Here is a 25012-nt window from a genome sequence, read left to right as displayed (position 1 = left end):
AACGATTTATCTGTTTTATCTCTGCTACTATTTATCAGCAGGATGAAATATCAATAATTGTCAATTATTAGGTTTCTTCATTTCTGTGGTTTATTTCAAACGTGTTTTCTATTCTGTAAATAAGTTCTAATTTAGAGGATGACACATTTGTTTTCTTGAATATATCTTTAGATAGGACAAAAGCATTTAAGAGAGCTTTGTTTAGACTTTTTCTTGTGATTATAGGAACAATGGTCTGATATTTATTGTACCAATAAGAAGAAATATCGACTTCCAGTTTTTTTGTTGGACTCTCCCAATGTTTTTCTGATTGTTCATATATCCTTATCAACCACAATGTGTGTTTTTGAATATATTGAAAGATATTATGTAGATGTGCATATTCTCCCCTTTGGAAAAGATTGGATGCAAAAAGTAAATTGTTTATTAATGAATCAGCAAGCCACTCAATTTGAGCTGGAGTATTACGAATTGGTTCATAAGGAGGCTCAATGTCATTTAATACATCTGTAAGTAAACCGTCCTTATCTACTAAATTCATCTTCTCTTTAAACTCAAATGAAGTGTGTCCTTGCCAACTTTTGATTATTGAAATCTCTTTTAATGGCAAAAAATGAAATTCTCCTCTAATGAGATTATCAAATATAACTACATCTGTACCAAATTCATTTACAAACATCAACGCTATTGGATTAACAGAAGATATCCACTTGTATTTATCTATATGGCAATCATCTCGAAGAAATATATAAAATTCAATATCCGAAAACTTATCGCCTTCTCCTTTTATAAAAGAACCATACATTAAGACAGCAGAAATAGTACAGTCCTCAATAGATTTTTTCTTAAATTCGTTAATTAAATATAATTGTTTCATATTCAGATTATTAATAAGCAGAAATTATATATTCTGCGTGTTTCTTATTTTATTTAATTCACTCAACTTGAAATCACCTGCTATCTGCATCATTCATTCGTTTATTAAGAGCAACTACCAAACGGTTTAAATAAGTCGTTCTTTCTCCTTTTCGTCCTCTAATCTCCAGAAATATCCGGTAAATATCGCCTAATTCAATATTGAATATTTTTTCAAATACTAAGGCTAAAACTTTCAAGTCAATATTCCCGGAATTGACACTCTGTTCGGCATGAACAGCATAAATTAATTCAACCAGAGCAGATTTTGTGTCTGTCCAAGTATGTTTGGTGTTAGTAAGCGAATTTTTGTCAAAGAGTTCTTCTCTTTGTTTCAATCTTGTCAACTCTGATTCCAGATAGGCTGCCAACATATCATTCGCAAGAAGTTTAGCGACTTTGAAATCGTAATTAGTGGAAAAATTGGGATCTCTTTCAAAATAAAAAGATTCCAAATTTAAACCCATTTCCCGCCGATTCCTTACAAAGTAATATTCATCCAAAATTGTTTTCCCAAGTCGGTAGTATTGAATAAAATCATTGTTTTTGTGGTAAAAGAAGTTAATGTTCTCTTGTTCCTTTTCCAAATATTCTTTGATTGTATCAAAACCACATACAGGCTTGTTTAATTCGATATTGTGTATCTTTTTGTAGTAAATTAATTTGGAGAATAACTTTGGTTTTGTTTCTTTGAAAAAATGGATTTCATCAGAATTAGTTTTGAAGTTTTCACTTAAAACTAAAGACTTCATTTCCACGAATCCTCTCTCTAATATCAGAATTATAGGAGGTACATCACGTATTATATTGGATACTTCCAGTTCCTTTATTTGTATCTGATCTTCTATCTGTTTTGATATATTTTCTATTTTTCTAATCATTTCAGTAGTTTTTAATGATAAGACTATCTCTGTAAATTGTTGATTTTACAGACTAATAACTTAAAAAAGGCATAGAGTATTTAGAACAAGAATGATAAACCCTTGTCAAACACACCCTGTAAATCTCTATCTTAAAAGTAATTAGTGATAGATAATCGAATCTAAATCTACGTTTATACCCATGATCCTTTCAATTTAATTATAGTTGAATACTATTTGTTACTCCTATTTCGTTGATGAAATATTCATCGTGTGAAATAATCAAGACTGTTCCCCGATAATTCTTGATTGTTTCCATCAAAATCGACAAGCTTGATAAATCAAGATTATTTGTAGGCTCATCTAAAACAAAAATGTCAGGAATGTGATTTGATATCATTAAACAACAGAGATAAAGCCGCATACGTTCGCCTCCGCTTAACGTTTGACAATTTTTATTCCACGATTCCAGTGGAAATAAAGCTCGGTTTAATCGGATTTTAATTTCATAGTCTGCCAAATTGTCTTTATTATACTGCTCTGCTAATTCCAATACAGTGAGAGGTTGGTTTACCTGCTCATATTCTTGATCGAGATAGACATACGAAAAATCAGATCTGATAACTTTGCCTTGTATTGGAGATAATTCTCCAAGCAATAATTTCAGAAAAGTTGTTTTACCACAGCCGTTATTCCCTCGAATGTGAATTCGATCACCACTCCTTATTTCAATATCGATAGGAGATTGCCAAAGAAATTTATCTTTCACATATCCGAAATTGAGTTCGTGGGCAGAGATTAGAATTTTCCCGTTATGTAGTTTCGTGTCCTCAAAATCTATTTTCAATTCTGTGTTTTGTAGCTGGCGATCCCGTAATGCAGATAGGCGTTGTCTGGTATTGTCAATAATATTTGAATGCTTTTCTCTCAATTTGGCAGAACTGTTTTCTGCTAAATTACCACGAGCATTCATAACGATTCGAGCAATACCACCTTTTTGTTTGCTTCGTTCACCTTGCGAGGTACGTTTTTCTTGTCGTTCTCGAACTTCCTGTGCTTTTTTTCGAGCTACCCGAAGGGCAGTTTGTTCTGCATCAATTTGCTGTTCTAAAGACCGATCTTCTATCTCTTTTTGTTCTCTGTAAAAATCATAATTCCCTCCATATAGCCTAATTCCTTTTGGAGACAACTCGTATGTTGTATCTAAAAGATTTAACAGGCTAACATCATGACTGACAACTACAACTGTAGTTTTTGTGTTCTGGATGTATTCATATAATATTTTCCGAGCAGACAGGTCAAGATGGTTGGTTGGTTCATCGAGTAAAACAATCTCCGGCTTATGCAGAGCCAATCCCGCCAATAGAACTTTCGTTTTTTCTCCTCCGCTTAATAATGAGATAGATGAATCAAGTTCGATGCCTTCTAATCCCCAGTATTCTAAAGCTTGACGACATCTGTTTTCTACCTCCCAATCATCGTTTAGAGTGTCATAGTAAACCTGTTCAGAAGCTCCTCCAAAAATTGCGTTGAGAGCATTTAGTTTTTCTGATACTCCGAGAGCTTCGGCAATAGTCTGCTCTTTGATGTTTATCTGCTGGGGAACATAGTAAGGCTTGGATTCTGTTCGGATATTACCGAAAGAAGGCATAAGTTCTCCTGCCAACAACTTTAGTAGGGTTGATTTTCCTACTCCGTTATTGCCAATAAGAGATACTTTCCCGCCACGTGAAACAGAAAAACTTACAGACTCGAATAGTGTATGTTGATTGAAATAGTGATAAGAAACATCACTGACGATAATACTCATTTTGCAACAATTAATAGTGATTCCAAAGAGGAATCGGATTAAACCGAAGGTATGTAGAACTCTATGGTGTCGGTTTAATTAAAACCAATTATTAATTGTTTATTTTCATCAGAGTATTTTTAAATTCGATTGCAAATGTATGAATAATAGTCGAATAAACCTAACCATTTCTTCAAAATGCTACATACGTGATTATCTCAATAGTCTATAACTCAATTTTATAATGCCGGAAGCGTAGGCAATATTTTCTCTCAATTCCCAATTAGATTCTTTGGGGTTGCTGGGAAACAATGGAATGCCTGAACCTAAAATTACGGGGATGTAGCAGATTTGCATCTCATCAACCAAGCCTGCATTTATGCACATGGTGATTAATTCTCCACCACCAGCTAGCCAAATATCCTGACTGCTTCTATTTTTGAGATCAGATATTCGTTCGATAATATTATCTGTTATAAACTCTATGTTTTCTTTTGTATCTATCGCTTTATGAGATACCACAAAAGTTTTCTTATCCTTGTATGGCCATAAAATATCCATGCATGATAATTCATGATAAGTTCTTCCTCCCATGATAACAGTATCTACAGAAGAACATCTTTCTCACCCCCGTAATAAAGACTGTATCACCTTTAGCAGGTAATTGTTCGAGTCCGAAGCAATAATTTTTACCAATATCTCCACCATATAGGAATCGTATTTTAGAAAATGGACGATACAGTTTTATATAATGTTTATTATTGTACCCGAAGATTGGTTCTGTTAATGATGAAACGATAGAATAAGGTTGATTCTCGTTGTTCACACTTTTGAACTCCCTGATGGAGCAAACTTTATATAGTGCTAATGTCTCAATGTTAATACCATATTGTTGCCAATATTCCATTTCTTTTCGAGTGAACCCTTGTTCTTGAAAACTGTATGGTTTAGATTTCTTGTCAGGAATTAGAGTCGCTGGTGCAGGATCTAATTGTATTGGAATGTCTATTTCTTCTGATAATCCCAATGACAGTTCTTGGTTAATCGTTTTTAGTATTTCTATAAAATCATTGGAATTATTACAGTTAAGCCCTTTCAATTTACCAACGAAGAAGAAACAATCTCCGCTATATTCATCATTACCAAAGTCTTTTAGTTTATACGTTCCGGTTTTTCGATCAAAATAGATATTACAGGAAGCTTTTCTATCCTCATACAAAGGATTGAAGAAATTACGTCCTACACGCCACTGGCAAGTAATGTAATGCTTGAAAACATTAAGTCCGTTACTTGTTCTTTCTAAGATTTCTTCTTTCCTTAACATAAAACTTATGATTTGTTACCAAGTCTTTTAAACATTCTGTATTACTTCTGATCAACCGCTCTTCTAACATTCGCTTTATCTCTCCGATTTTATAAAAATATCGCCCTCTAATATTGGAGTAGGTGATTGTTCCTGCCACTCGTAGCCTTTGTAATGTTTTTGCGCTTATTTTCAGGAATGTGCAGACTTCGTAACTGTCTACCCATATTTCATCTTCGTTGATATTTTCTGCTTCCTGCTTATTAAATATATAATCAGCAATAGCATTAATCTTTTCTTCCAGTTCCTTAAATGCTTTCGATTCTATTGTAATAACATCCATAATATTACTTATATGGAAAAGAATAGCTTTACAGAGAAAGATAGTTTAGAACTAATCTCTCAGATGATTCAACAGAGCAAAAAAAATATGGAAATAGGCAGTGGTAACATCTTGTTGTATTATGGTTATCCGGCTGTAATCCTGGCAGTGGTAATTTACTTATTGGTGCATATGACTCATAATCGAACTAATGATTTATACACCACTTGCTGCTTTTGTAGTTGCAATCTATATGCTTGCTTCATTGATAACTGACACATCAGTATTTGATTGGTGGAATTTGCTTTTCGGAGCCTCCTTTTTAATAATGATGGTTATACCAGGGTATATACTAAATAATAAAGCAAAAGAATCATGCTGAAAGAACTAAACCCGCTTATACATTCCCAACTCCGACTGGCTATCATGACTCTGCTTGTTTCGGTAGAGGAGGCTGATTTCAGTTATCTGAAAGAAAAGACAAATGCTACATCAGGAAATATAAGTGTACAGCTGGATAAACTAAGCAGTGCCGGATATATTAAGATAACCAAAGAGTTCGTGGGAAAAAAGACTCGTACTACATGTAGGTTGACTGAGGAAGGAAAACTGGCAATGGAAGAGTATATTGAGAATTTAAAATCATATTTGAATTTATAGATTAACTTTAAGTAAATCACTGCTTATTTTCATTGTTTTCGATTGAGTTTTCAGTAAATTCGTTTTCCGAATCAGTTAATGAAGTTTGAATAATTAATTAATACTATGTAGATATGGTAAAAGGAAATCCTTGCTCATTGAAATTATCTGTTATCTGTTCCATTTTTTTAGTGCTGTTTACCTATAGTGAGTTACATGCACAGGTAGGAAGTACTTTACCCGCCTGGTCTGAAGGTTATCTGGATATACATCATATTAATACAGGCAAAGGTGAATCATCATTTTTCATTTTCCCTGATGGAACAACTATGCTGGTTGATGCCGGTTCCTCTTCACGTGTAAGACCACCAAGACCAAATCCACAGCCAAACGCAAGCAGGATGCCGGGAGAATGGATATCCAGATATATTCTTCAAATGATGGAAGGACAACCGGTAAAGAAAATTGATTACATACTTCTAACCCATTTTCATAGCGACCATATGGGAGATCTTCAGTATCCCGGGGTAACAGACTCTAAAAATGGACCATACAAAGTGACAGGAATCACCCAAGTTGGTGATCTTGTTAAATTTTCAAAGATAGTAGACCGTGGGTGGGATTTTCTTACTCCTAAAGATGATTACTTTGAAAACTACAGGAATTTTGTAGATTGGCAGGTACAGAATAATGGAATAGTATATGAAAAATTGCGTGTTGGTTACAATGACCAGCTGACTATGGTAAACAGACCTGACAAATACAATAATTTTGAGATACGTAATATAGCAGCAAACGGTGTTATTTGGACAGGATTTTCTACAAATGTCAGAAATCATTTTCCATCACTTGAGAGTTTGACACCGCAGGAATATCCTTCTGAGAATATAAACAGCATTGCTTTCAGGCTATCTTATGGAAGGTTCGACTATTTCAATGGGGGAGATATCTCTACTGCAGAACCTTATGACTGGAGGGATATAGAAACTCCTATAGGTTTGGTTACAGGTCCTGTTGATGTCTGTATCGCAAACCATCATGCATATCTTAATGCAATGGGAGATTCTTTCCTGAAGGCTACCCGCCCCAGGGTTCATATTATCCAGGCCTCCTGTCCAACTCACCCTTCATCAAATGCACTATTAGGGATGTTGTCAACAGAGTTATATCCTGGTCCCCGCGATGTTTTTGCAACATATATTATGGATGAAGCACAGGTAGTGATTGGTCCTACAATTGACAAGCTGAAAAGTCAGCGGGGACATATTGTAGTAAGGGTAAGTCCGGGTGGCGATACCTACATGATATATATATTGGATGACTCATCTGAAGAGTACAAGGTTATAGCAGTTCATGGACCGTATAACTCCAATTGAAAGGTATTTATTTCACCTTCTTAACTATCAACTTATTTATTTTCCTCGATCTTCTTTTCTGAATTACCTCATATACAATTGGAATTATATAAATATTAAGCAAAGTGGAAGTAATTAATCCACCCAAAACAACTACAGCCATAGGACTCTGTATTTCATTGCCCGGCTTATCTCCTTGAAATACAAGTGGTATAAGAGCCAAGGCAGAAGTTATTGCAGTCATAAGGATAGGATTTAGTCTGTCAGCTGAACCTTTTAATACTGTGTCGTGAAGATTTTCACCATCCTGCCTCATATGCTCATATCGGGAAACGAGCAGAATCCCATTGCGGGTTGCAATTCCAAAAAGTGTTATAAATCCTATGATTGAGGGAATGCTTACGGTACCTGACGTTAACAATAGCGCAAAAACGCCACCAATAAGGGCAAGAGGCAGATTAATTAAAATGATGCCTGAAAGTGTCAGATCCTTGAATTCACCAAACAATAGCAGGAATATAACCAAAATTGCAAGTGTTGAGGTTATGAAAAGTGTACGCGATGCCTTTGATGCATTCTCAAACTGTCCCCCGTACTCTATTCTGTAACCTTCAGGTAGTGTAATCTCACTGTTTATCCTGTTTCTGATCATATTAACCGCACCATTCAGGTCATATCCTGATGAAACATTTGCCGAAACAACTATCTTACGCTGCACATTCTCGCGACTAATACTGTTTGGTCCTCCAACAGATACAATCTCGGCAACCTCTTCAATTGGTACTTTTCCGCCAAAACCTGTATCAATAAGTGCAGATTTTACCTGCTCTATATTAGTTGTATAATTGTCGTTGAGCTTGATTACCAGATCAAAGCTTCGCTCTCCCTCGTAAATATCGGCAAGTTTCTCACCGGGGAAAGCAAGATTTATGAATCGGTTGAAATCATCTATCGTTATTCCATATTTTGCCAGCATAAGCCGGTTGGCTCTTAACTGCAGCTGAGGAACCTCTGTTTGTTGTTCAACTGCCACATCCACAACACCTTCAATTTCCTGAATTGAATTCTTTATCTGATTGCCCATCATGAATAGTGAGCTAAGATCGGATCCAAAAATCTTTATCGCGATATTTGCCTGAGTACCTGACAGCATGTGGTCAATTCTATGTCCCAGGGGCTGACCAACAGATGTTACTACTCCAGGAATGTTAGCAAGTCTGGAGCGAACATCTGCTAAAAAATCTTTCCTGCTTCTATCTATCAGGTCAAAGTTAACCTCAATCTCAGCACTGTTTGCCGACTGTGCATGTTCGTCAAGCTCACCGCGACCTGTTCTCCTGGCTGTGCTGGTAACTTCTGGAATATCGAGCAGTTCTGATTCTATCAGATTGCCAAGTTTATTGTTTTCATCCAGAGAAATTCCAGGTTTGGTAACTGCAGTAATTACCAGCGAGCCCTCATTAAATTCCGGGAGGAAGCTCTGTCCAAGTGTGAAGAATAAACCTAAAGCTATAATAAACAGTGCAAATGCTGGATAAAGTACCTTTCTTTTATTATTCAGTGCAATGGAGAGAGTTCTTTTATATGCCGATGATAATCTGCGGGTAAGCCAGTTGTCTTTCTGTTTTTTCTCGAGATATTTTTCATTTGTCAACAGTAACCTGCACATCAATGGCGTCACGGTCATAGCTATAATGAGAGACATCGTGAGAGAAACTAAATATGCAATGCCAAGTGGTTTCAGCATTCGGCCCTCCATTCCTGAAAGGAAGAATAGCGGCACAAATGATGCAATAATTATAAATGTTGCATTGAGTATGGAAGCACGAATCTCTACTGATGCGTTAAAAACCACATCAAGCACAGGTTTGCGTTCAGTTTCAGGCAATCTATAATTCTGACGCAATCGTTTATACACATTCTCCACATCGATTACTGCATCATCCACCAGAGAACCAATTGCTATAGCCATTCCACCAAGTGTCATAGTGTTGATGTTCATTCCCAAATAGTGAAGTACAATTATGGTTCCCAGAAGCGATAATGGAATAGCAACAACAGATATTATTGTAGTTCTACCACTTCCAAGGAAGAGGAAGAGTACAATTATCACAAACAGCGCACCCTCTAAAAGCGCTTTGCCCACATTGTTTACCGAAGCTTCAATAAAATCAGCCTGACGGAAAATCTCACTGTCCATCTTCACATCTGCAGGGAATGTTTTTCTTATCTCTTCTAGATTCCGCTCAATATTTTCAGTAACCGCAAGAGTATTTATATGAGGTTGTTTTGATACTGATATTATTACTGCAGGCTTGCCATTCATAGATGCATGTCCCATCTTTACAGCACTTCCAATTTTCAGTTCAGCAACATCAGATAGCAAAATGGGACTACCATTCACAGTCTTAATATAAGTGTTTTTTAACTCATCTATACTGTTTGTGCGGGCTATACCTCTTAAAGCATACTCATTGCCATAATCCCTCAGAACCCCACCGTTTGAGTTACTGCTCATTGAAGCACCGGCTTTAGTGAGTTCTTCCATTGTAACACCATACAAATTCATCAGTTGAGGATCTGCAAGTATCTGATATTGTTTGTAATCACCTCCAATAATGGTAACCTGCGAAACACCACCTGTTGCCAGGATAGCAGGCTTAACAACCCACTCGGCTAGTGTGCGCAGTTCCATTTGCGAAGTGCTGTCGCTCTGCATACCTATAAAAAGTATCTCACCCATAACACTAGATTGAGGAGCAAGAACCGGGATTACACCTTCAGGCAAAACATCTCCAAGTGTTACAAGCTTCTCACTCACTACCTGTCGCGTTTTATATATATCAGCACCCCAGTCGAACTCCACCCATACAAATGATGAACCCTGTGCTGATGTTGATCTTACTCGCCTTACATCAGTAGCGCCATTCATTGCTGTCTCTATATGAAAGGTAACCAGACGTTCCACCTCTTCGGCCGACATACCCTGAGCATCGGTCATAACCACAACGGTAGGGGCAGTGAGATCAGGAAATACATCAACCTCCATATCCTGAGAAATATATAGTCCCCCAACTATAAGCAGAATTGCTGCAAGCAGAATAAAGAGCCTGTTATTAAGAGAGAAGTGTATAATTTTATTTAGCATAGCTTACTTCCTTAATATTAATGAACATGACCCGAATGGACATCGATTGCACCTGCCGATTGTGATAATTTCACCAATACAGCACCTTTGGCTATTACTCTTTCTCCTGCCAAAACTCCCTCTTTGATTTCTGTTCTTCTACCATCATTAACACCAATCAAAACGGGGCGCTTCTCAAACAATTCCGGTGTCTGTTGAACAAAAACGAAGTAATTACCCATCTCCTCCACAATTGATTCGTTAGGTACAGTTATCACGCTCATATTCCCATCTGTTTTCAGATAGAGATCAACCATACTGCCAGGTAGCAAATCTTCCCCTTTATCAAGCTGAATGGTTAACGTAATAAGTGGATTATTGAGATCAACCGATCTGCTATATAGTATGTTACCTGCAGCAATTTTATCAAGTGAGAATATCTTATCACTATTTAATATCCTGAAGTTCGCAGAATTGATATTATCAAGCTGGTCATAATATCTAGACTGTAATTCAGTTTGAATGATAAGTCTGTTATTCCTCGATATTGTCATAACAGGTTCACCTGCATTCACAAACTGACCATTCTTTACCAGTAGTTCATTTATGTATCCCGAAATAGGGGAGGAGACTTGCTGACTGCCAGCTTTGAAGTTTCTACTAAGGTTATTGTAATTCGCTTCTGCACGTTTAAACTCAGCCATGGCCTGATTCAGCTCACTTTCCGAAGCGATACGTTCTGCAGCCAGTAACTCTTTTCTTTCATATTCTGCTTTTGCTCTATTGTACTCACTTTCAGCTTCAGCAATGCGAACAGAGAGGTTGTTTTCAGCCATTGAACTACCATCTATTGTAAAAAGTGATTGTCCCGAATTCACTTGAGTCCCGGCAAACAGGCTGCTTCCCGTAAACTGAATTACACCTCCCATTGAGGAAGAGACTACATGTACATTTTCCGGTCTATTTCTTATTTGACCTGCTGAACGGATAATTTGACCAATGGTCTCCTCTTTAACCAACTCTGTTGAGAAATCTATTTTCCAGCTCTGCTCCTTCGAAAAGTTTACACTGTTTCCACTGGCAGCAATGTTTTCTCCTTCTGAGTGTGCTTCAGCATGTTCATGCTCCGCCTCGTGAATATCAGCATGTACCTCAACAGGCTCCATAGACACCACTGTTGTTGTACCATACGATTCAATCTCAAAGGAGAGTATGCCTGTTCCAGCTTCTGCCGGTATAATTTCAAACTCATATATTCCTTCATGAGTTGGACTTTCAAGTGTTTGTGATACTGTTTCACTTCCCATGTTTAGTTTCACAGTCACCCTCCCTTGATTCATCGGTTTAAAATCCTCCAGCAAGGTTATATGTGCCATAACATGCGCCTCTTCACCGGCAATAAGAGGTGAGGCAGTCACATACACCTCAAATTCAGGTGTGTATGATGTCAGATGGAGATACTCATTCACGTGATGAATATGATCATGTTCATGACTGTTGTTCCCGCAGCCAATAAATGAAGCCACGAAAATTGATATAATAATAAAAATATAATATGTTTTCATTTTGGTTTATTTACTCAGTTTATCCTATACTTCATTCAAGTACCTCCTCTAAAAAAGAAGCTGTATAAAGAAGTTTGATAATTAAATTGGATAAATCAGCAAACAGGGGGTGCTCTCAATCCCTGAGAGTCAGGCAGATAGTCGGTATAATCCGGGATGGTAAAAGTGTCGTAAAACTCAGATTGAAAATCTTCTATAAGTGTGTGATACTCATCAACTGCTGAAAAAAGCAACAGGAGCGGAGTAAGATCATTTACTTCAACTGTTAACTCTTCTCTTGAGTCGTCGCCACCTTTAAGAACAATATTAGCATCTGTACAATTCTTACTGTTATCCCGACAATCCCTGTCAGAGTTATCACAGTGATTTGAATCGCACTGGTTATGATCATGAGGTGTACAGTTTGATTTATGAATGCTTAATAAAACAATTGTGGAGTCGTCGTGATGATGATGAGGTATAACAGTATGAGCAAGCAGTATAAAGCCTGCAAAAATTAAAAAAAATGGTGCTATTTTTTTAATGAATCTCATCTTTTGCTTCTCACTCTTCAATTCTTACATATTATGATTCAGAATTATACTCCACAAAGTTATAGTATTTACTTATAAACTACAATATTAATAAAATATGTTTACAGATGTCTTGTTTTTATTGCAATTTTTCAGGTAATAAAAAAACAGGAGGAGAAAATTATATTTCTCCTCCTGCCCGATCTTTTTTAAATTTTCAGTGTACAGCTATTATAACTCTGACTTATCATCTTCTTCGGTTGGAACTATAAGTTTGTATCCTTTACCATGAATGTTGATAATTTCAATATTGGGTTCAGGTTTCAGCAACTTGCGCAGTTTAGTGATATAAACATCCATACTGCGGGCATTGAAATATGTATCCTCTTCCCATATCTGCTTCAGAGCGTGGTTTCTTTCGAGTATATCATTTGCATGAGCGCAAAGAAGTGAAAGTAGCTCAGACTCTTTTGTAGTAAGTTTAGTCTGAATGTCACCAATAGTCAGAATCTGTTTCTGAGTATCAAACATCATCGAACCAAAGCTGTATACCTGCTGTTCTTTGCTCTTCTTGCCTTTAACACGACGGATAATCGCTTCAATACGAAGAACAAGTTCTTCCATACTGAAAGGTTTGGTAATATAGTCATCAGCTCCTGCTTTGAAGCCTTCCAGTACATCCTCTTTCATATTTTTAGCAGTAAGGAAAATCACTGGAATCTCAGAGTTGATTTGTCTAATTTCCTTAACCAATGTTACACCATCTTTTTTTGGCATCATCACGTCAACAATGCACAGGTCGTATTTTGTTTTTACAAACCCTTTGAAACCGGCTTCCCCATCAGGGAACAGGTCGGTATCAAACCCTTTAGCCTGGAGATACTCTCTCAACAGCATGCCAAGATTTTCATCATCTTCGCATAAAAAAATCTTCAATTTTTCTTCCATATCATTTTTGTGTTATTACGGGTAAACTTATTATAAATTTTGTTCCTTTACCTAGATCACTATCAGCACGTATAGTGCCATTCAGATCTGTTACTATTTTCTTTACATAGGCCAATCCCAGTCCAAATCCCTTCACATCGTGCCTGTTGCCTGTATGTACACGATAGAATCTCTCGAATACTTTTTTAGCATCCTCCTTTTTCATTCCAATTCCATTATCCTCAATCGAGATAATGATTTTATTTCCTTCATTACGTGTGCGAATCATCAATTCCGGCGGCACATCTCTCTTGCGATATTTCAGTGCATTATCCAGAATATTAAAAAGCACGTTTGTAAAGTGCATTTCATCCACATATATTGTAGATCTCTCAGCCTGAAGATCAATATCAAGTGTACCTTCAAGTTTTTCCACCTTCAAAACATGCGTATTGGCAACACTCGCCACCAGATCGTTTGCATCTAACTCTTTCATCTTTAGTTTGGTCTTCTGCTGATCAAACAGTGACATATGCAATACCTTTTCTACCTGGAGGCTCAAACGCTTGGTCTCATCATTAATCACGCCGGTTACATGTTTAAACACTTCCGGTGATTTCAGAATAGACTCATCCTTAAGCATCTGTGATGCCAGTGAAATTGTTGATACAGGAGTTTTTAACTCATGCGTCATGTTATTAATAAAATCATTTTTCATTTCAGACAAACGCTTTTGCCTGAATAACGATACCATTGTAAAAATAAACGTTATCAATAGGATAAACGTGAAAATCAGAGATGGTATGAAGAATGAAAGTTCGCTATAAACATAATTTCTTTTTGTAGGGAAATATACCCTCAAAGTATTAAGCTTTGCCGATGAATCGTAGGGAAACAGTGTCTGAGTATATATCGCACTTCTGTCTCTGTTCGAAAAGCCCGGTGATGAATAAACCACTTCGTTGTTGAAATTCACTACCTGAAAACTGAACGGCTCATTCAATCCATTATAGGATAGCTCTAACCTGATGTTTTGCTCCAATCGGTTGAAGTCAACCCTGTTCTCTATAGGCTCATTGCTGGCACGATTCATTATCTTAAAGATAACTTCATCCAAAAGCGATCGTTCATGCAGATAACGTTTCGATAGTATTTGCTGCATTTCATACTGCGTCTTGGAGATTGTACTGGCATTCTGCCGAGGTGTAATAAATACCCTCTCCTGATCCTCTTCCGGACGTAACGATAGTTGCGGTCTGTTCGATTCAAGTTCCTGTCCACCAACATCAGCCTGCTCACCGGCAGTAACTGACTGCTCATTTGTGATGCCTTCTGTATTGCCCGACTGGCTATACTGCTGTGTATATCTGTTTTCCGACTCAATCATATCCTGTTCCAGGTAGTATAGTGTCTGGTCCTGTTCAAGGTCCCTCATCACATTATACAAGCTTCTGTTGACCTGTTCGTCAAACTGCTGGGTACGGATATTCATACTTGTCCGCATATATCTCACCTGCAGAAACAGCAAAGCAAAGAAAGCGGTAAACATCACTACGGCAAGCAACCAAATAGTCGATTTTTTCATACTTATTTTTACTTACCTCCGTTTTTATTACAATTTTAATTTCAAAGATCGTCTTTATTAATCAATAATTTAACAAATAAACGACTTTTTTGTTTAACATATCATCTTAAAATTGAAAAAATGAGTGAAAAAACCGATGTTTCAACAATAATTAAGAAAAAAAGGCCTATTATAGTTTTAAATTATGTTTTGTTAAAATGGGATTTTAAGTTTATTGTTATTAAAATTCATTTTAAACATTCTTCTAAAAACAACAAGGTATGGTTCCATGCCCTTTTTGCCATAACTTCGTCATATTCCTGCGATTCAGGATTAGTGAAAGTGTGACCTGTGTTTGCATATATAATAATCTGCCAGTCGGCATTACCCTCCTTAAGCTCTTTCACCAGATTGTCAAAATCTTCCTCAGAAACACTCTTGTCTTCTGCAGGGTGCTCTACCAGTACTTTGGTGGTGATAGGGCCGTTTGTACGAGAAATATCCTTACTCAATCCTCCATGTATAGAAACCACTCCTTCAACATCCAATCCTCCTCTTGCAGCCTCTAAAGCACCTGTACCACCAAAGCAGTATCCAATCACAGCAACCTTTTCTGCTCCCTGAGCCTTTAACTGCTCTAAAGCTAACGAGATTCTCCGTTGATATGCCTTATAATCATTTCGGTAGGTACCGGCCAACTTTGCAGCAGCGGCATTATCTTCAGGATTATTTCCTTCTCCATAAATATCGGCAATAAAAGCAATATAACCCTCTTTCTCAAGATCCATAGCAGCCTGTCGTGCTTCATTATCCACACCTCTCCAGGCAGGCAGGATAAGCACTCCCGGTAGTTTCTGCCCCGCATTTGAAGTTACAATACCGTTTAATTTCTGAGTTTCATCCTGATATGAAACAGTTTTGAGTGATTGAGAACTTACTCCCTGAAATGCGCTCATTAGTAATACAGTTAAAATTAAGACTCTCATATTCGTGATTTTTAGAATGTTTTAATCTTAACATTCAAAACACCTTTTTTGTTGAGTGTTAATCTTTTAAGATCACTTATTGATTAAGGTTCAGCCTGACACTAACACCGGCATTGCTGTTAATCATCGGATATGAGTTGGAAGATACAGTCGGTCTATGCTGTATCCTCTCATAAAATGCCCTCAGAGTCATTGTTTTGCTTAAAGCATAATCCGCAGTTAAATAAATTGATGTAGATTTTAGTCCACTCGCTGCCTGAGTAAATCCATCCTCAAGCTTTCTGATAAGTGCCTTAGTCGATTTATGAGACAAATCCATCCTTGTAGTAAGATTTGCATACTTGTAACCCATACTAACTATGAAATCATTATCACTTGTTTCCACAACCCTGTTTGAAGCAATATTTAGATTTAGTGCACGGGTTTTATTCAGTCGGACTGACATATTAACATCGTTGTAAAGTACACTTTGTGCCTCTATCAATGGGTTGAAGCTCTCGATTATGCTGACTGCAGGAATATCGAAAGGTGTTGTAGCAATAAGCGCACCTGACGCAGGATCCCGGATATAGCCCAGATTGCTGTTTTTGTTATCAGTAACCGGTTTCCAGCTTAAGAAAGATGAGTATGACCCAACTCTGTATTGAGATACATAACGATGGTTGAGAGTGAGCGAATTAATCCTGTAACTGATATTCCAGTTGGGCAACAGAGTTAGTATATCGGGAAAAGCAGTCAATCCCGTTTTATCCGGGTTTCTGCCTGTGTATGCCGAAATAAATGCGGGTATCAGAACATCAGCAGAGTTGGATTTTATCACTGGGTTACCTTCAGGAAAAATATCCTGAAGGTTTAAATTGCGATATTGCCCATGAACTCTGGTTGCAATAATCTCCCTGTTTTGCATGAACTTATTGAAGGCTTGGGTACCATAATTGGATATAGCAACTGTTGACATAGCAAAACTTCCGCCACGGATAACAGGCATACCATCCACCATATATTGCAATTCTGTTCTCCGGTTATCCTCATATATCATGTTCAAACTGATCAGTAGTCCTTTCACCGGCTCAATAACAGCCTCCATTCTCATATTATCGGTCTCATTAAAGAATGCCGGTGTGATGTTTTCCTCATTAATAACCAGAAGATCATTGTCAAGTGCACGTTTCACGAAGTCCATTCCACCATCCAAACCAAAAGCAAAGGCAATTCCCGGCTGTAGTACCCCTGAATTGCTGTGCTGACCAAATATATCACCTATAACAGGTTTATATCCGGGCAGATCTGTTCTCGTTTTATATCCAAGGTTAATGTTTATAGTCTTCAGAGGCGATTTCCGGTATAGCGTGGTGAAATTTAACACACTGTTCAAAGTCACCGAGAGATCATTCTGCAAGAAATTCCCTATCAGAGCATCCTCTATAAATGCACCCCTTTCCCACCTGTAGCGGGAGTTATAGGCAACGCTCGAATTAATCCAGTTGAGAAATGGAATATTTGCAAAGGGTAGGGTGTAGGTTATTTCGGACGACTGCTCATAATTAAGTGGTCTGCCCAGCTCTGTTATACTATGAATTACCGAATCCCTCCATATCTCATAATCACTTCTGTTTATCTGTCTGTTCACCTGAAGGTATGGCTCCTCGATCTCTGCAAGTGTTCCAGAACGAAACGACAGGCGAAGGTTTCTGGTCATATCCCATGTAAAGGCAAAATCCCTGTCCCAGAAGAAATTACTGCTGAATGTGAGGAACCTGTTTTGTCCATCATTGGGCGACTGCGTCAGATCTCTTAACTTTATCTCCTGATAATTGCGATATAACATAGAAGATAACCTGAGAGAATTGGGTGCAAACCTGAAGTTTATCCAGTTGAAATATTTAGAGTCTGCAAATGGCTGCCATGGTTTTATAAGTGGAGAGTAACTGTATTCACCATTAAGACGCCAATCTTTTATTGTAGCAAATTCGGTATCTGGACTTTTTTGTCTGTTTACATTACTTGAATATCCAAACCTGAAATTAGCAGGGTCATATGGCATTGGCTTGCTACTTTTAATATCAAAAAAGAGATTGTTCAAGCTCAGATTCTTGTTGGTCCATGTAGTTAATGAGATGCTCTTGATGGAGTCGGTGAAGTTTTGATTGTCCGATAGTTTAAGCGACTCCGACAATAAAATATCTTTATTGAAAGGATCATACATTGGTGCTGATAGCTGATTGGTGAAAGAGTAGTATAGTGGAGCTGAGAGTTTTGCCTGTTTTGGCATGAAGCGTCCCAGTTGCAGGTTTAGAGCCAGACTAAATGATGTGAAATCATCATACCTCCGTTGCAGGATGCTCTGATCAATTGCCCCGAATCCTGCAGTCTCCTTTCTGCCTGAGATGTTGATATTTCCAATATCTGAAAGTGCCAGATTAACATTTGCCTGGGCAGCCCAACCACCTTTCTCGTCAAACTCACTAAGTCGCATCTCATTAACCCATACTTCGGCAGACTTCACTGCATCAGATCTGTTACGTATTCCGATCATCATGACCTTCACTTCTTCCAGTGATGGATTGCCGGCAATCGATACAGCATTGTATGGTTTTTCAGGATCAGGTTTTGAAAAGCGGCTGAATATGTCACTTATCAATCCCTCATGTTCTGCTTTATTGCGCTCATTTTTCAAAGCAGTTAGCAAGTCCAGCGGAAAATTAAACATATTGGCAGCAGGCCATACTTTTTCCCTATCTTCCTCGTTATGTGTGCTGTACTGCCCTTCCGGAGTTATTTTCAGCGGAATCTCATACTCATAATAGTTATTCATATAATCCGAACCCAGACGGATAAAGATGGTAAGATCTTCATCTTCCAGATTGGGGTCTTCCTGAAGCCTGCTCGCATGAACAAACATCTGCAAACGTTTATATCGCCTCATATCATATGCACTGTTACGGTAAACCGATCTTGAGTCACCCGGTTCCAGATTGGTTATTTTTAGTGACATCGACTGCTCATTCTCTTGCCTTAGTTGTGGTTGCCCGGGATCGATAATTCTGTTTACCCCAGGAGGAAGAACATAATTTATAGGTGTGCGGCTACCATTCTCCTCAATGTTAACTGTTGATATGTCAATGCTTCCTGCACCGGTGATATCACCTCCTGTAACCAGGTCACGGCGATAAGTACGCCAATCGCTTCTAACCAGTTCAAGTGTAGCAAATCTAAGGAAAACAGGCTCTTCAAAACCTGTAAGGAACATTCTCATGAAGCGGATATTATTGAAGCCGCGAATGTTGCCGATGACCGACTGATACTCTCTCACCGGTATCTTGAACTGATACCATGTTACTCTGCTATCCTTGCCATTGCGCAGTCTTACAGTTACTTCCCTGCTGTCAGATATGAAATTGCTTCCTACAACCATATCTTCCGGTCGCAGCGATATTTTATACTGATAGTATGACTCATGCTCGTTGAGCGTATTATCACCGTTAATATCTTCCACGTCAGGTGTATTGCGTGAAGCCCCATAATGGCCATCCTCCTCTGCTGCAAGTGAATTGCCCTCTGTACCGTTGAAATATTTATATCGATCAAGGATAGATAGTTGAAGGCGGTCCGGTTCGCTTCCCCTGTAATGACGGAATTTGTCTCCCGAAGGGTCATTTAAAGGTGAATGGGGATCCTCTTCCATTCTTGCAATGGTTGCACCGGAGAGTCGCGGTTTCAACTCCTCGAGGTAGCGACTATAAGTAGGGTATATTTTCTCCTCCTCACTGCTCATCCCGTTTAGTCCAACATCCTGTATCTTCCTGGCGTCAGTTCCTTCAGAGTTGTCAAAAGCGTAAACTGTTGACTGTCTCTTAGGATATTTTCCCCAAACTGAATAGCCAACTTCAGTTGTATCTCCATCAAGTGGCAAACCGTTTTCGAAGAATTTCCTGCCATCTTTTAATACATCTTCCGAAATATCCCCCAGGTTAAAGTAGAGATCACCTCCTCGTGAAACACCCAGTGAGTCGTTTACAAACGGATCCATCAGCCAGAACTCGATATACTCAATATTAGCAGCCTCAAAATCACGTATATCCATACGTCGTGTTATACCACCCCATCGACTGGCAGGGTTGAGCAATCTGCCCTCACTGTCCACCTCCGGGTCGAGATTATACGGACCTCTTTCATCCGGATAGTATGAGATGTTTAGCACTGGTATTGTTGTAGGCATACCATAATATGCATCTCTTTCAGGAAAGATTTCCCTTTCCAGTACCTCGCGTACCAGATGGTTGGAGAGCTGATCAGGGTCATTCTTTATATGAGAAGGTGTGAGATTCGAGTTGCGGCGTGTAAATATTCCATCAATGTAAAACCAAGCTAACTGAGCACGGTTCTTTCCATAATCGATGTTATTAGAAAGTGCCGCTTCGGGAAACAGGGCGTTGGGACTGTTGTTGTATGGCGTTGAGGCTAATGTCCATGTGTATGGCGAGTGTATATCTATTCCCTGTGCAGATGATTCAAAATCATCCAGATATGAATAAGCACCTGTGTATTTATTTTTGTAATGCCCAGGCATCATCTGTGCGAACTCAAGTTTGGCAGTAATCTCAGATGGCACAGAAGCCTCCACAAAAGGGAGCATATCCAGGAGATTGGTAAGCATATATGACTGCTTGCGATATTCCAAATTAGCCCCCCATAATGTGTTTTTTGAAGCCTCATCACCAAAAGCGGTCTTTGCAATAATCGGTTTTTCATAATAGTGCATCAATGTTCCACCTACAGAAAGATTCTTACTGATGTCATACAGCAAATTAATGCCCATGAGGGTTTTTCTCTGAGTCTGCATTATGGGCTGATTCTCAATTGTCACACTGATGGGAGTACCTGAGTCAATCAGCTGTCTGTTGAGTATTGTAACCATCCCCATCATGTAATCAACACTATAATCCACACCCTCAGTCAGAACCACTCCTGCTGCAGTAGCTCTTACCGAACCTCTGGCAATATTCATTACATTGAGATTTATTTCGCTGCCTGATGATCCTCTGTACTCACCGCTCATGCGGAATTTGTTTCTTTCCGGTATCTGTCTCGCAACTGTAAGTGTTGAGTCATACAGCTCCTGAAAAACATATCTGTCAGCAACAGCATCATTGCCTATAATCTGTCTAAGATGAGAGCCAAATGGCTCAACAACAGGGAAGATGATATTTCCGTTTTCAGTGTCAACAGTATATCCATCAAGGAAATCAAATATGCCATCAGGATAGGGATCACCCCTTCCGTTAAGGCGATCGAGATTCATCAGACTTAGCAATTGCCAGTCACCAATCCCATTCTCCGGTAGATAGTTAAGATAGATGCCTGTCGAATCGCTTTGATAGGCGATATCCATCCTGAATCTCTCTTTCTGAATCTCATAAATTCCATACCCCAGCGAGTAGATATTTTTCATCATCAGATTCCATGTTGGTGAATATGGTGATAGAGAAACAGGCTTCAGGAGCTTAACAAAAACAGCTCCCGATGATTCAGTATCATTTGCAAATTCACCCACCTGATAAACATCGCCATTATAGCTGAACTCAAAAGCGACAGCAAGTACCTCATCATCCTGAAGTGGCATTTTCAGGGAGATATATCCAAGCTGAGGCTGATATCTGTACTCAGCAGAAGTAAGCATTCGTGCATTCTCTAGCTTCTCGTAATCGGTACCCTGTGTCATCATTGCAGGTAACACACTTGCAACATTGATGATATCACGTGCTCCATCGTAGACTGATGTCAGCTGACTATACAAGTTGTTTGCACCATTATGGGTAATTTCTACACTGCCCTGGCTAATCCACAGGGGGTTATGTATATTATCATGCTCACCCAGATCGGCAAATGCAACTATATCATGCACCTGCTCATAATTGCTGCGCCTGTTTGTTACCCATACTTCCATACGGGTTATTGAGACGCGCGACTGCACAAAGGGGAGCTTGCTCATCGCTTTATCATATGCTTCCCTGAAATAGTGACCAAGAAAGAAATGCTGATTGACAGCATACTCATCTGCCCTGAACTCAAAAGGTGTTGTGTTGACTCCCCCGCTTGAGGTAACAGTTTGTGATTCCGACTGCTGCTGCGAGAATATTGTATTTATATGGAGGTTACCAAACTGCAAATCACTCTTTATCCCAAAAAGTGCAGCACCACCATCAATCAGCGAGTTGGTGGTAGTCATACTCACATTACCCGCTTCAATATTCTTTATTATATCATCCTCATTTCCTGTGTAGGCAAGCCTTATCTTCTTGGAGTCCATATCAAAACCTGCCTCACTATCGTAATTTATATCAAAGTTGATCTTCTCACCAACCTTTGCATTCATGTTGATATCAATATCCTGATCAAAATCAAAGTATGTCCTTCTGCGAGCTCTTTGCGGGAGAGTAGGGTTGTTGATTATATTACGTTTAAACCCTGCACCCACCTGAATATATCCGTTGGTGGTAATCTGAAGTCCGCCGGGACCAAATACCGATTCCATCGGATCTCTTTTTTTCTTTCGCTGTGGCAGCTGATAACGTTGAGGCGACTGAGAGGGGTTGTAAGTGAGTGAGTTGCGCTCTCTGAAGTAACTGGTCTGATTTTGTTGCTGATTATATCTTTTGTATTCATCAAAGGTCATATAAACCGGCTCAGATAGGAGGGTTGAACCAATTCTTTTCTCGAGGATATATCTTTGAGTCAGAAAGTCATACCTAATCGAGGTTTGTATATAGGGAGGGGTATGAAGTTTTTCAAGAGGATTTTGAAGCGAGTCGACTTCATTATTGTTTGACTCTGTTACTAATCTATCTGATGCTGTTAATGCATAAACCATCTTCTCCTGCAAAACCAGCAGGAGTATTAACATAGATATGTGAATAAACTTTTTCAGTGAGACAACAGCTAAACAGTTTTCTAATCTATTAGCGTATTACGTAAAACGCCAACTGTTTAATCTTTGTCTTCAGGATTGCTTTCCAACAACTGTTTTACTGATTTATAAACTCTTGAAGAGATTGACAACAACAGAAATGATTTATAATCTTAAAAAATTTACTGCATGGTCTCAATTTCTTCCCTTCAATTTCTTCTATTTTCAATCTCAGAAGATAGTCTATAATCTCTTTAACGCCTCTTTTATAATGGCCTCAACTGGTAATGAGGGATCCTCCTTAATGATTTTAGAAACCACTTTCTGAGATGCATTCTTAACGAACCCAAGCATAATGAGAGCAGAAATAGCAGCGTGACCGGTTTCAGTGAGATCATCCTTGGCGGATTGTACAACGTTCCCACTCTCATCGGTAAACTTGATCTTATCTTTTAGGTCGACTATAATTCTCTGTGCTGTTTTTGCTCCAATTCCTTTAACAGATTGCAATACAGCTGCATTTTCAGATGCTATCACATTCTCCAGCTCCTTTGAGCTTAGTGATGAAAGTATCACACGTGCTGTACTGGGTCCAACCCCCGAGACACTTATCAGCAGCATGAACAACTCCCTCTCATGCTTATTCATAAATCCGAAAAGTACATGTGCATCTTCTCTGATCGATTCATATACATATAACTTCGCTTCGGTCTTTCCATTCAATTCTCCATAAGTATTAAGCGAAATATTCATCTGGTAGCCTATTCCGCCACACTCCAGAGTTACAGATGCAGGAGTTATTTCTGCCACTTCTCCTTTGATATAGTCAATCATTTTAAATCAGTTGGTTTATTACGTAATACCACCCTTATAACGGTGGTTCCGGGAAAAAATTATAAAACTGCCCGCTAAATTACGATGATCAATATTTGTATATCTAAATAAATTCCTAAGTCAATTCAATCAGTTCAAGTTCAGTATTCAAGATTATCAGTGCGAGAACTCATGCCCTTTGGCAAGTCCCCCTTCCCCCGTCTCCTTATAAAGAGAAGGCAGATCGTGACCAGTCTGTTTCATCACAGCAACCACACGATCAAATGAGACCCTGTGAATACCATCAGTGAAGGAAGAGTATAAATTGGCATCAAGAGCACGTGCAGCAGCATATGCATTACGTTCAATGCAAGGAATCTGAACCAGTCCGCACACCGGGTCACAAGTCATACCAAGATGATGCTCGAGTCCCATCTCCGCGGCATACTCAATCTGAGCAGGACTGCCTCCGAAGAGCTGACTTGCTGCTGCTGCCGCCATTGCGCAGGCAACGCCAACTTCACCCTGACAGCCTACCTCAGCTCCCGAAATTGATGCATTCTGTTTCACAATATTGCCAAACAACCCTGCAGTAGCCAGTGCCCTTAGCATCCTGTTTTCACTGAATCCTCTGCTCTGCTCAAGATGATAGAGTACTGCAGGCACCACACCGCACGATCCGCATGTAGGTGCAGTAACAATCTCACCTCCCGAAGCATTCTCCTCCGATACAGCAAGAGCATAAGCAAAAACCAATCCACGTGAGCGTAACGAATCTTTATATCCCTTCGCCTTGATGTGATAACTCACAGCTTTGCGGTGCAAACTAAGCGGTCCGGGCAGTAACCCTTCATTATCCAAACCTCTTATCACAGCCTCTTTCATAACTCTCCACACCTCTTTCAGATAGTCCCAGATATCTTTCCCCTCACAATCTTCAACATACTCCCAGTAGCTTTTGCCAGTCTTTTCACACCAGTTCATAATCTCCGACATGGTGGTCATAGGGTATATATCCTTTCCCTGGTTTTCAGTGAGACCGATTATTTTCTCTCCATCTGAGAGCGCACCGCCTCCCACGCTATATAGTGTGCGGGAATCAATAATCTTTTCATTTTCATCAAAAGCATCCAGTCTCAAGGCATTAGGGTGAAATGGAAGGAAAGTTTTTGGCAGCCACTCTATGGTTGTAGGTGCAACCGGTTCAAGAACATTAAGAAGTGCCTGATCTGTCAAGTGACCCTTTCCTGTGGCGGCCAGACTTCCATAAAGTGTAACATTAAACCTGGCAGCATGGGGGTGATCATCCAGAAAAAGTTCTGCTGCTTTCTTCGGACCCATAGTGTGACTGCTGGAAGGACCATTTCCTATTCTGTATAATTCTTTGATTGATTGCATATAAAGGCGATTTTTTCTGAAACTAAGGAG

17 protein-coding genes and 1 pseudogene are annotated in these 25012 nt (G+C 38.9%); 3 read left to right on the top strand and 15 right to left on the bottom strand.

Going from position 1 to position 25012, the window contains the following annotated elements; genetic code table 11:
- Positions 1–67: 67 nt before the first annotated feature.
- The 6 genes and pseudogenes from BN1354_RS07140 to BN1354_RS07115 all read right to left on the bottom strand — a co-directional run bounded on the left by BN1354_RS07140 (position 68) and on the right by BN1354_RS07115 (position 5210).
- A complete protein-coding gene (locus BN1354_RS07140) occupies positions 68–877 on the bottom strand; it encodes a hypothetical protein (protein ID WP_045089082.1) in 810 nt (269 codons plus the stop codon).
- Positions 878–950: 73 nt separating this feature from the next.
- Positions 951–1796, bottom strand: a complete 846-nt coding sequence (locus BN1354_RS07135) for an RteC domain-containing protein (protein ID WP_039419389.1) — start codon at positions 1794–1796, stop codon at positions 951–953.
- A gap of 199 nt (positions 1797–1995) precedes the next feature.
- A complete protein-coding gene (gene abc-f, locus BN1354_RS07130) occupies positions 1996–3585 on the bottom strand; it encodes a ribosomal protection-like ABC-F family protein (protein ID WP_053826694.1) in 1590 nt (529 codons plus the stop codon).
- A gap of 192 nt (positions 3586–3777) precedes the next feature.
- Positions 3778–4158 carry a dihydrofolate reductase family protein gene (locus tag BN1354_RS07125; RefSeq protein WP_082057320.1) on the bottom strand — a complete coding sequence of 127 codons (381 nt, stop codon included), beginning with the start codon at positions 4156–4158 and terminating at the stop codon, positions 3778–3780.
- A gap of 25 nt (positions 4159–4183) precedes the next feature.
- Positions 4184–4888: pseudogene (locus BN1354_RS11940) on the bottom strand (bifunctional DNA primase/helicase); the annotation flags it as partial.
- Positions 4851–5210 carry a helix-turn-helix domain-containing protein gene (locus tag BN1354_RS07115; protein WP_053826692.1) on the bottom strand — a complete coding sequence of 120 codons (360 nt, stop codon included), beginning with the start codon at positions 5208–5210 and terminating at the stop codon, positions 4851–4853. The pseudogene BN1354_RS11940 and the gene BN1354_RS07115, both read right to left, overlap by 38 nt.
- Before the next feature lie 190 nt (positions 5211–5400).
- On the opposite strand from BN1354_RS07115, the gene BN1354_RS12160 reads away from it, so the two are divergent.
- The 3 genes from BN1354_RS12160 (at position 5401) to BN1354_RS07105 (ending at position 7204) form a co-directional block, all read left to right on the top strand.
- Positions 5401–5571 carry a hypothetical protein gene (locus BN1354_RS12160; RefSeq protein ID WP_231623089.1) on the top strand — a complete coding sequence of 57 codons (171 nt, stop codon included), beginning with the start codon at positions 5401–5403 and terminating at the stop codon, positions 5569–5571.
- Positions 5565–5849: a winged helix-turn-helix domain-containing protein gene (locus BN1354_RS07110; protein ID WP_053826691.1), complete on the top strand. Its 285-nt coding sequence runs from the start codon at positions 5565–5567 to the stop codon at positions 5847–5849. Before BN1354_RS12160 ends, BN1354_RS07110 begins: the two co-directional genes overlap by 7 nt.
- A 113-nt stretch (positions 5850–5962) precedes the next feature.
- On the top strand, positions 5963–7204 hold the full coding sequence (locus tag BN1354_RS07105) for a ComEC/Rec2 family competence protein (protein WP_053826690.1): 1242 nt from the start codon (positions 5963–5965) through the stop codon (positions 7202–7204).
- 7 nt (positions 7205–7211) lie between these two features.
- Here BN1354_RS07105 and BN1354_RS07100 read toward each other — a convergent pair whose 3' ends face one another.
- From BN1354_RS07100 to BN1354_RS07060, 9 genes are all read right to left on the bottom strand, one after another.
- Entirely contained in the window at positions 7212–10331 is a 3120-nt protein-coding gene (locus BN1354_RS07100) for an efflux RND transporter permease subunit (protein ID WP_053826689.1), read from the bottom strand.
- Between the two features lie 17 nt (positions 10332–10348).
- Positions 10349–11875: an efflux RND transporter periplasmic adaptor subunit gene (locus BN1354_RS07095; RefSeq protein ID WP_053826688.1), complete on the bottom strand. Its 1527-nt coding sequence runs from the start codon at positions 11873–11875 to the stop codon at positions 10349–10351.
- A gap of 95 nt (positions 11876–11970) precedes the next feature.
- Positions 11971–12408, bottom strand: coding sequence for a DUF6769 family protein (locus BN1354_RS07090; protein WP_053826687.1), 438 nt, complete (start codon positions 12406–12408; stop codon positions 11971–11973).
- 210 nt (positions 12409–12618) lie between these two features.
- Positions 12619–13335 carry a response regulator transcription factor RprY gene (gene rprY / locus BN1354_RS07085; protein ID WP_045089090.1) on the bottom strand — a complete coding sequence of 239 codons (717 nt, stop codon included), beginning with the start codon at positions 13333–13335 and terminating at the stop codon, positions 12619–12621.
- A 1-nt stretch (position 13336) separates the two neighbouring features.
- Positions 13337–14899, bottom strand: a complete 1563-nt coding sequence (locus tag BN1354_RS07080; RefSeq protein ID WP_053826686.1) for a sensor histidine kinase — start codon at positions 14897–14899, stop codon at positions 13337–13339.
- A gap of 227 nt (positions 14900–15126) precedes the next feature.
- Entirely contained in the window at positions 15127–15864 is a 738-nt protein-coding gene (locus tag BN1354_RS07075) for a dienelactone hydrolase family protein (protein ID WP_053826685.1), read from the bottom strand.
- Positions 15865–15940: 76 nt separating this feature from the next.
- Entirely contained in the window at positions 15941–22768 is a 6828-nt protein-coding gene (gene sov, locus BN1354_RS07070) for a T9SS outer membrane translocon Sov/SprA (protein WP_053826684.1), read from the bottom strand.
- A 246-nt stretch (positions 22769–23014) separates the two neighbouring features.
- Positions 23015–23605, bottom strand: coding sequence for a Holliday junction branch migration protein RuvA (gene ruvA, locus BN1354_RS07065; protein WP_053826683.1), 591 nt, complete (start codon positions 23603–23605; stop codon positions 23015–23017).
- 156 nt (positions 23606–23761) lie between these two features.
- Positions 23762–24982 carry an L-serine ammonia-lyase gene (locus BN1354_RS07060; protein ID WP_053826682.1) on the bottom strand — a complete coding sequence of 407 codons (1221 nt, stop codon included), beginning with the start codon at positions 24980–24982 and terminating at the stop codon, positions 23762–23764.
- Positions 24983–25012 lie beyond the last annotated feature (30 nt).

This window comes from Lascolabacillus massiliensis, from assembly GCF_001282625.1.
GTDB classification, from domain to species: domain Bacteria; phylum Bacteroidota; class Bacteroidia; order Bacteroidales; family Dysgonomonadaceae; genus Proteiniphilum; species Proteiniphilum massiliensis.
The sequence above is the reverse complement of the archived record's forward strand: the minus strand, read 5'-3'. Positions and strand labels throughout refer to the sequence as shown.

What these genes read in the sequence shown, in the direction of transcription:
- BN1354_RS07105 (WP_053826690.1), top strand. Translation starts at nt 5,963, where the DNA reads ATGGTAAAAGGAAATCCTTGCTCATTGAAATTATCTGTTATCTGTTCC.
- BN1354_RS07140 (WP_045089082.1), bottom strand. Translation starts at nt 877, where the DNA reads ATGAAACAATTATATTTAATTAACGAATTTAAGAAAAAATCTATTGAG.
- BN1354_RS07135 (WP_039419389.1), bottom strand. Translation starts at nt 1,796, where the DNA reads ATGATTAGAAAAATAGAAAATATATCAAAACAGATAGAAGATCAGATA.
- ruvA (WP_053826683.1), bottom strand. Translation starts at nt 23,605, where the DNA reads ATGATTGACTATATCAAAGGAGAAGTGGCAGAAATAACTCCTGCATCT.
- BN1354_RS07095 (WP_053826688.1), bottom strand. Translation starts at nt 11,875, where the DNA reads ATGAAAACATATTATATTTTTATTATTATATCAATTTTCGTGGCTTCA.
- BN1354_RS07100 (WP_053826689.1), bottom strand. Translation starts at nt 10,331, where the DNA reads ATGCTAAATAAAATTATACACTTCTCTCTTAATAACAGGCTCTTTATT.
- BN1354_RS07060 (WP_053826682.1), bottom strand. Translation starts at nt 24,982, where the DNA reads ATGCAATCAATCAAAGAATTATACAGAATAGGAAATGGTCCTTCCAGC.
- BN1354_RS12160 (WP_231623089.1), top strand. Translation starts at nt 5,401, where the DNA reads ATGATTTATACACCACTTGCTGCTTTTGTAGTTGCAATCTATATGCTT.
- BN1354_RS07075 (WP_053826685.1), bottom strand. Translation starts at nt 15,864, where the DNA reads ATGAGAGTCTTAATTTTAACTGTATTACTAATGAGCGCATTTCAGGGA.
- sov (WP_053826684.1), bottom strand. Translation starts at nt 22,768, where the DNA reads ATGTTAATACTCCTGCTGGTTTTGCAGGAGAAGATGGTTTATGCATTA.
- abc-f (WP_053826694.1), bottom strand. Translation starts at nt 3,585, where the DNA reads ATGAGTATTATCGTCAGTGATGTTTCTTATCACTATTTCAATCAACAT.
- BN1354_RS07080 (WP_053826686.1), bottom strand. Translation starts at nt 14,899, where the DNA reads ATGAAAAAATCGACTATTTGGTTGCTTGCCGTAGTGATGTTTACCGCT.
- BN1354_RS07125 (WP_082057320.1), bottom strand. Translation starts at nt 4,158, where the DNA reads ATGGGAGGAAGAACTTATCATGAATTATCATGCATGGATATTTTATGG.
- rprY (WP_045089090.1), bottom strand. Translation starts at nt 13,335, where the DNA reads ATGGAAGAAAAATTGAAGATTTTTTTATGCGAAGATGATGAAAATCTT.
- BN1354_RS07115 (WP_053826692.1), bottom strand. Translation starts at nt 5,210, where the DNA reads ATGGATGTTATTACAATAGAATCGAAAGCATTTAAGGAACTGGAAGAA.
- BN1354_RS07090 (WP_053826687.1), bottom strand. Translation starts at nt 12,408, where the DNA reads ATGAGATTCATTAAAAAAATAGCACCATTTTTTTTAATTTTTGCAGGC.
- BN1354_RS07110 (WP_053826691.1), top strand. Translation starts at nt 5,565, where the DNA reads ATGCTGAAAGAACTAAACCCGCTTATACATTCCCAACTCCGACTGGCT.